This is a genomic window from Affinirhizobium lemnae, assembly GCF_022968395.1.
Taxonomy (GTDB): domain Bacteria; phylum Pseudomonadota; class Alphaproteobacteria; order Rhizobiales; family Rhizobiaceae; genus Neorhizobium; species Neorhizobium lemnae.
Genome location: NZ_JALJQZ010000083.1, coordinates 1 through 8018, shown reverse-complemented (window position 1 = coordinate 8018; position 8018 = coordinate 1). Strand labels below are relative to the sequence as shown.

The 8018-nt window shown below is 52.3% G+C and carries 5 protein-coding genes, 1 tRNA gene and 2 pseudogenes; 5 read left to right on the top strand and 3 right to left on the bottom strand.

Annotated features, from left to right (window positions below; genetic code table 11):
• The first annotated feature begins 382 nt into the window (after positions 1-382).
• Positions 383-898 carry a class I SAM-dependent methyltransferase gene (locus tag MUU53_RS22560; RefSeq protein WP_247262853.1) on the top strand — a complete coding sequence of 172 codons (516 nt, stop codon included), beginning with the start codon at positions 383-385 and terminating at the stop codon, positions 896-898.
• Positions 899-955: 57 nt separating this feature from the next.
• Here the strand turns inward: MUU53_RS22560 and MUU53_RS22555 are convergent, their stop codons facing one another.
• A complete protein-coding gene (locus MUU53_RS22555) occupies positions 956-1969 on the bottom strand; it encodes a cytochrome P450 (protein WP_247262852.1) in 1014 nt (337 codons plus the stop codon).
• A gap of 334 nt (positions 1970-2303) precedes the next feature.
• Positions 2304-2380, bottom strand: a tRNA-Ile gene (locus MUU53_RS22550).
• A gap of 96 nt (positions 2381-2476) precedes the next feature.
• Here MUU53_RS22550 and MUU53_RS22545 point away from each other — a divergent pair.
• Together MUU53_RS22545 and MUU53_RS22540 are read left to right on the top strand one after the other, a co-directional pair.
• Positions 2477-2731 (top strand): annotated as a pseudogene (locus MUU53_RS22545) (IS630 family transposase); the annotation flags it as partial.
• A 35-nt stretch (positions 2732-2766) separates the two neighbouring features.
• Complete coding sequence (locus MUU53_RS22540) at positions 2767-3240, top strand: hypothetical protein (protein WP_247262854.1); 474 nt, start codon at positions 2767-2769, stop codon at positions 3238-3240.
• Here MUU53_RS22540 and ileS read toward each other — a convergent pair.
• The gene (gene ileS, locus MUU53_RS22535) at positions 3237-6410 is read right to left on the bottom strand and encodes an isoleucine--tRNA ligase (RefSeq protein WP_247262851.1); all 3174 of its coding nucleotides are present in this window, start codon (positions 6408-6410) and stop codon (positions 3237-3239) included. The genes MUU53_RS22540 and ileS overlap by 4 nt on opposite strands.
• A 290-nt stretch (positions 6411-6700) precedes the next feature.
• On the opposite strand from ileS, the pseudogene MUU53_RS22530 reads away from it, so the two are divergent.
• Together MUU53_RS22530 and MUU53_RS22525 are read left to right on the top strand one after the other, a co-directional pair.
• Positions 6701-6935, top strand: a pseudogene (locus MUU53_RS22530) (IS3 family transposase); the annotation flags it as partial.
• Positions 6936-7156: 221 nt separating this feature from the next.
• The coding region (locus MUU53_RS22525) for an IS110 family RNA-guided transposase (RefSeq protein ID WP_247262850.1) at positions 7157-8018 on the top strand (862 nt) is incomplete at its 3' end.

The following is an 8018-nucleotide window of genomic DNA, read 5'->3' as shown; positions in this document are numbered from 1 at the left end:
CGATGAGATGAAACGCGGCTAGTAGCTTCCACCCCGAGACACCCAAAAATGCGTTCACCGGACGCTCACGATGTAGCGGGGTTCGCCTCGCGACTATCCTATGATAGAAAGACAAGAGCAACCTAAGTTAGAACGAGGATTGATTTGCATGATCCGTCGGCGTTGCCTAGAGAGGCCTGCGTATGTCAAATCGGTCATAAAGCAATTGAAGGGAGTTCACCCGCGGAATTGCAACATATGCGGTTACCAAGGTAATTTCCGCGCGTTTGGGCATCCTCCACGGTATGATGCCTTGTGTCCTAGCTGCCATAGTCTAGAGCGGCATCGTCTATTATTTTCTTGGTTACAAGCGAATAATGACCTCGTAACTCAGGCTGACACATTGCATTTTGCTCCAGAACCGTGTCTGGCCTCGATACTGAGCTGCCGTGCTAAAACCTATCTCACTGCAGATCTCGTTTTTGGCCGCGCCAACATCATCCTGAATATCGAGCAGATCGATCTCCCTGCTGGGAGCTTAGATCTTGTTATTTGTAGTCACATCCTCGAGCACGTTGACGACAAATTGGCTTTGGCCGAGCTTTACCGTGTGCTGAGACCCGGTGGGATAGCCGTCCTAATGTTTCCAGTCATAGAAGGCTGGATTTCGACGTACGAGAATGAGGAAGTCACAACCCCCAAAGGACGTGATCTCCATTTTGGCCAGATGGACCACGTCCGATATTTTGGGCGCGATGTCCGCGACCGTATTACGGCCGCCGGTTTTACCCTTGAAGAATTTACCGCCACCGAGCCCGCCGCGCATCGACACGGTCTAATGCGCGGGGAAAAGGTCTTCATTGGGAAAAAGATGATTTTGAATGCACCTGGCCCGGTCAATCGTAGGAGCGATCGCTAACGCGACGTAAAATTCATGGCCGCTTGGCCTGAGTGTGTGGAGCCGTCAGTCAGATGTCTATTCTTTCTCAAGTCTCAGATGAAGCTGTCTGTGTCCGCGCATCCCATATTTCACATCAATTGTATTCGGCGAAGTTCCGGGACGAATTGCAAGACGCCTGTTGGTTATCTCTTCTAGAACGACTCTCAGCAGTCCTCGCGTCGCTCTGATCCCCAAACATGCGTGATGGCCAAAACCAAAGGAGGCTGACGGCTTAGATGCACGGCTGAGCATAAGGGTATCCGCAGCAGTGAATTCAGAGTCATCCCTGTTTGCCGCCATCACAGCGCAAATAACTTTGTCGCCGCGGAAAATAGGCTGCCCACGCAGTTCGGTGTCTAACTCGGCGCTGCATTGGATATAGTGAAACGACGGATTGTAACGAATGAGCTCACTAACGGCAGATTCAGTCTCGCATTCAGCAGCTAACAGCTTAGCCATCTCTTCTGGGAAATCGAGTAAGGAAGAAAAGCTGTTAGACATTAGATGCAGCAATGGATGGACGCTGCCCGTAAGAACCTGACTTACCATTGCCACACCCTGATGCCGGCTCTGGCTCCCATCGCGCACCAGAGATCGAACCACCGCGGTGATGGAAAGCAAAGAAATGTCGTTTGACGGCCGGGAACTAAAAATCAGTTCCTCTACTGTTCTGAGTGTGTCGCGCGCCTTTATTATCACGGAGGGAGAGTGGGCTTCGTTTAGTGGTCCAAGCAGTGCGTCCGAAATCTCTCGATAACAAATACCCTCTGGGACATCGAGCCCAACAAAGATTCCCGCGAAATGTTCAATAAGCGGGATAAATAGACTTTGTACAGCCTCTATATCGCCGCTTGGAAGCGCGTCAATTAGTTTACGGAACTTTATGCGGCATTGTTCTAAGGCGCTGTCGACGAGTTCCTTGTACCAACCGCCTTGGAACATCCTTCTCTGCTCGAGGTGCTGATTTCCGTTCGAGACCAGCATCCAATTATTATAATGATTTTTGACATCGTCGCTGCCATCAAGGACGTCATCGTTGTAGCGGCTCATGAAACCGCTACCAAGTCCTGCCTTAAAGTGGCCGCATCTTAGGACGTGCTGAACATCAGTATACCGCGTGACTACCCAAGCCTCACTTTCAGGATCCCATGCCAATTTCCCTGACTTCTGCAGCGTTTTGTAAATGTGAGATTGATCGAAGAGCGCTAGCGTATAAAAGCAAGGATGGGTTGCCTCCGCCTGTCGCATTTTACCCTCCACTCTAGCTGAAAACCTTGAGGCGCCACCATCTAGAGTATGCGGAACTGCTGTCCCGTTTATGCAAATTATCAGCCGACATGTAATGCACACGGCCTAGTAACGCGCACAACTCTCGTACTAGCAGTGGTGGGCCTGGGTAGACTTGAACTACCGACCCTACGCTTATCAAGCGTATGCTCTAACCAACTGAGCTACAGGCCCATTCTTTTAGCAACCTAACCATAAGATCTTAAGCTTGTCTAGGGGAGTTATCGGCCAATCCATCGTCTTGCAACACTGACGCTGAACCCCGCACCAAGCTGTCGCTCCGTGTGCTTCGATTGGATGTCGCGGTTTCATCCCTGGTGAAGTGGTCGCTGCGTGATCGCGTGACGGGTTCTGTGGCTCCGGCCAAGATGGGTGGACGCTGCGCGTTTGTATTGGAGGCGCACGGGCGTTCATTTTTGAGCGACTAGCCTGACCCTACCCTGACACTACACGAACTGTAGGACGAACTGGCGGTCCGCGGTCACGGTATTGCATAACGCGGTCTGGCTGTTTCTTCGCTACGAGGGAGTCATACCGGCGCCCGGTGAGCGGATCCGCTGTTGGTTTCCACGCAGAACCGAGCCGGTTATGGAATGAACCCCTCGGGCTGGACCACGGGGCGCTTTAAACTAAGCCGCCTGCTGGGCGAGTTGGGTTTCAAATTCTGCTGGCGACATGTAGCCAAGGGCCGAGTGCAGCCGCTTGGGAATGTAGATCTCCTCAATGAACCTGCGCGAGTGTTCGGCCACGTCCGGCTCCCCGATCAGAATGGACGATCGGGGAGATCATTATCGCTGGCCAAGCTGGCTAACCCGGATCAGCGAAGCGAAGCTGGTCCGCTCGATATCTCGAAAGGGGCCGCTCACAACACAACGCCGCGTGCGAAGGGTTATTATACGCGCCAACGATGCCAGCACGACTTGAACCAGACGGTGTCTGCCGAACCGGGCGCAGTCAGTATTCTCGCTTCTTTAAAGTGGCAAAAACACCTTTGCTTCGTCGAAACCGGTCTCCATTCTTTTGGTCGTCTCTAAAGCGGATGATCCCTAGCTATAGCGATTCTGATTTTATGCCCGTCCAGCATGTCTTCAACAACACCTTCGGCATCTTTCGCGAGCTCTGAGTCGAAACCTATAACTGTCGCCAAGGTCCCCTCTTGAATGACCTGCTGGTGAGCATAAAGTGCATCTCGTAGAACGCCATGCGCCTGAATAGCTACTTGGATGCGATCAACTAGATCAAAATTTGCTTCTTTTCGACCATTCTGAATTAAACGGATTGTATCCCGAGCCCATCCTTCTGCCTGAAGCTCCTCAGTAACTGCAATGTCTAAAACGGCTACACCTCGACCCCTGTCAAAGGGCTCCGCCGCGATAGCCTCAGGAGGCTTTATCTTGATCTCGAACTCCCCAGGCTCCAAGAGAACATCGGCTATGGCAACCTTCCCATCATCCCGTAGGTGCCAATTACCCGACCGCTGCGCTTCGAAAACAGCCTTCATCTTCGAGCCGTAAACCTTCCCGAGGGATGGATCGACCTTGATCTGCTTAACTCCATACGAGGTTACGTCCGTCGCTAGCTTAACGGATTTCACGTTAACTTCACCCGCGATGATGTCGACCAACCCGCAAAGGACCGCGCTTTCGGGATGCACAATGGTTAGCTCTCTCAGCGGTAGCCGCACTCGCCGGCGGTTCTCGTCACGAATGTTCAAGGCTGCCGAGCAGACGTCGCGAGCCAAATCCATCTGATGAACCAAGTCCGCGTCCGAGGGCAGCAACTCAACGTCTGGCCAGTCCGTCAGGTGGACCGACTCCTCATCAGTCAAGTTCGTGTAGATGTGCTCGGTTACATATGGCAACATCGGAGCTAGAGCCCTGCAAGCAAGCAAAAGGCACGTATACAGAGTGTCGTACGCCGCCTGTTTATCTGGCGTATGGTCACCAGACCAGAAAGTTGTACGACGATTCCGAATATACCAGTTGTTTAAGGCATCAGCGTACGAAACGCTTGAAGCATATGCACCTGGGATGTCGAATACATCCAATTTACTCTGGATGTCTGCGACCAAGATACGAGTTTTGGAGACAATATAGCGATCTAGGATGTTCGTGCTTTCAGTTGTGAACGAAGCGTTAATGCCGTCAATATTCGCGTAAAGCGTAAAAAATACATATGCGTTCCAAAGGCGCAAAATAACCGGCCGCATGGCTCGTCCGATATCTGTTCCGTCTTTGGCGATTGAGAGATCTCCGCCAGACATTAGGGCAGATGACATCATATACCAACGGAGAGCATCAGCGCCATACGTCGAAAACACATCAACGAGATCGGGATAGTTTTTCAGGCGCTTCGATAGCTTCTGGTTGTTCTCGTCGAGAACAACGCCGTGGCATATACAGTTTCGAAAGGGAGCTACATCAAAGAGTGCCGTAGACAGCACCATCAGCGTATAAAACCACCCACGCGTCTGAGCCACATACTCGACGATGAAATCGCCTGGAAAATTCCTCTCAAATTCGTGCTTGTTCTCGAAAGGATAGTGCATCTGGGCGAAGGGCATAGAGCCGCTTTCAAACCAACAATCGAGTACATCTGGCACGCGGCGCATCATCGATTTGCCAGTAGGATCATCAGGATTAGGCCGAATCAGGCTGTCGATAACGGGTCTGTGCAAATTATCGACTTTAACGCCGAAGTCTCGCTCAAGTTCAGCGATCGAACCATAAACGTCGATCCTTGGATAGGTCGGATCGTCGCTTCGCCAGACGGGGATCGGCGAGCCCCAAAAACGGTTACGCGAGATATTCCAGTCGCGAGCATTTTCCAGCCATTTTCCAAAAACGCCATCGCGGATATGCAAAGGAGTCCAGTTAATCCCGCTGTTTAATTCAACCATGCGGTCTCGAAACTGACTTACCGCAACGTACCAACTCGTGATCGCCTTGTAGATTAGCGGCTCATCAGTTCGCCAGCAGTGTGGGTACGAGTGCACAATTTGCTCATGCCGTACCACGGTACCATCTTTTCGATCTTTCAAGTCACGAATGATGTTGGGGTTGCCCTCGTAGAACACATTCATGCCGGCATAATCTGATATTTCGGCAGTGAATCTCCCGGCTTCATCAACAGGTACGAAAACTGGGACATCGTTCGAATTGCAGATGGCAAGGTCCTCTTCACCAAAGCCAGGCGCCAAATGAACGACCCCAGTGCCATCTTCAGCAGACACAAAACTACCGTCAAGCACCCTAAAAGCATTCCGTGTCTCCTGGAAGTAGGGAAACATCGGGGAGTAGGTGCGACCAATCAATTCAGACCCAGAGAAAGACCTCCCGACGTGACAACCATCAAACTCCTTTTGATAGCGATGGAGGGCCTCTTCAGCGATAATCCAATATTCACCCTCTTTGACCAACGCCACGTACTGCAAAGAGGGATTGACCGCAAGGGCGAGATTCGAAGGCAGGGTCCATGGGGTTGTGGTCCAGGCTAAGAGACGCATTGGGCCAGGATCTTCGACTCGAGGATTTAGGCGAAACGACACCGTTAGTGCCGGGTCCGTACGCTCGCGATAAGAGTTGTCAAGTCTCGTTTCAAAGTTCGAAAGAGGCGTTTGAACAGCCCACGAGTATGGAACTACCCTGTAACCTTCGTAAATTAGCCCCTTGTTCCAAAGCGCCTTGAAAGCCCACAAGACGCTTTCCATGAACGAGTTGTCCATGGTGCGGTAGCCCCCAACGAAATCGACCCATCTTCCAGAACGATTGACGTACCACTCCCACTCCTGAGTGTAACGCTGAACCGACCGACGGCATTCGTCGTTGAACTTATCTATGCCATATTGCAAAATTGCATCTCGACCAAATACTTGAAGCTCTTTCTCCACCTCAAGTTCCGCAGGTAGGCCGTGGCAGTCCCATCCGAACCTGCGATCGACGTGACGCCCCCGCATAGACTGATAGCGGGGAATGATGTCTTTCACGAAGCCGGTGGCCACATGGCCGTAGTGCGGGAGACCGTTTGCGAAGGGCGGACCATCGTAAAACACGAATTGGTTCGACGATCCATCAGGATGGAGCTTAGGCGACCGACGCACCTGCCGTTCAAAAATATTGCCTTCAACCCATCGCTTTTGAATAGCCTCCTCAATTTGGGGGAAACTAGGTGCCTGATCGGCATCTGGATAGCGCTGTTTTTTCATTTACTGACTCTTAAGCGACTTGTTAAAGGACCCTACCATAAAGGCATCGCCCGCCCCGGTCCAGGATTTTCCCATTTTGTCGCAAACGACGCGCCACAATCAGCACTCCGATCGAATGCGGAATGGCACTCCGTTACGTTGCTCGTTTGCCATTGAAGGCTGCCCGATTAATTGCGGAAAAGGTATATTTAAAACGCAGCGAGTAAGCAATCTTAGATTGACACCTTATACAACACTTCCCTTAGTGCCGAATCTTCTTTGATGACCACATGCATCGAAACATTGAATAGCGCTGGGAGCTGGCCGAGAAAGCAGTGGCGCAACACGGTGTGAGCATCGCGCTGGCATGCAGGACATTTGGCGTCAGTGAGACTTGTTTTCGGTATAGCCCAAAGCGCAACGCGGATAACGATGCGATCGCCGATCTGCTGCTTGGGCTTGTGAAGGTGAAAAAGACCTGGGGCTTCGGGCTTCGGTCTCTGCTTCCTGCATATGCGCAATGTCCAAGGCTATCGCTGGAACCACATGGCGTAATCAGAGAGGCAGCCCTCGTGCTAAATTGCTGCTTTCATCAGCAAGGAGGAGAAGATGAAGCATTTTGTGGGACTCGACGTGTCGATGAAGGAAACGGCTGTCTGTGTTGTTAACGAGGCTGGCGAGAGGATTTGGGAAGGCACGGTACGCAGTTTTCCTGACAAAATCGCAGCGACATCCGTGAGAAGACGCCACATGTGGTCCGGGTAGGTATGGAGACTGGTCCTCAGGCTGTATTGCTGTGGCATGCTCTGCGGGAGTGCGGCGTCCAAGTCGATTGCATCCATGCACGTCGGGCTGCGGCGGCATTGAAGTTGCAGGCTAATAAAACGGATCGCAACGATGCCTATGGGCTCGCTCGTCTGGTGCTCAGTGGTTGGTATGAGCCGGTGTCGATAAAGTCGTTCGACCGATACCGCATTCGAGCGGTGCTCACGGCGCGGGAACGCATCGTCCGGATGTGCACGACCATGATCAATCAGATCCGAGGACTGGCAAAGACCTTCGGATTGATTTTGTCGGCGGGAAAGGGACAGGTGTTTGAACAGTCAGTTCGTCGAGCCCTGCCAGACGACGTTATCTTGCGCGATCTGTTCGAGAGGCTGTTGTTGGTGCTATCCGGTCTCAAGGATCAGCGCAGAGCTTTTGACCGACAGCTTGCTTGCTTCGCACGGCAAGACCAGACTTGTCGGCTGGTCTCAAGCGCACCTGGGGTAGGCAGCCTTGCAGCGATCGCTTTTGTTACTGCCGTCGATGATCCGACGCGGTTCTGGGCTTCCGGCGACGTCGGCGCATATCTTGGGCTGACACCGAAGCGATATCAATCTGGCGAAGTCGACATTGGCGGCCGCATTTCGAAGACGGGAGATCGTTTAACAAGGAAACTTCTTTTCGAGGCGGCCACGGTGATCCTGTATCGTGCATCTCCGGCAATCGCATTGAAGCAATGGGGCTTACGCCTGAGTGCTCGATGCGGAAGCTGGAAGGCGCGGGTTGCCCTAGGCCATGTGGACGGATTTTATCAAGATGAACGCCGCTGCAATGGAAACGAGCGAGGAGAAGTTGCGTTTCGTT

Bases quoted from the DNA above. Each gene is read 5' to 3' on its own strand.
- MUU53_RS22555 (WP_247262852.1), bottom strand. From the start codon at position 1,969: ATGAGCCGCTACAACGATGACGTCCTTGATGGCAGCGACGATGTCAAA.
- ileS (WP_247262851.1), bottom strand. From the start codon at position 6,410: ATGAAAAAACAGCGCTATCCAGATGCCGATCAGGCACCTAGTTTCCCC.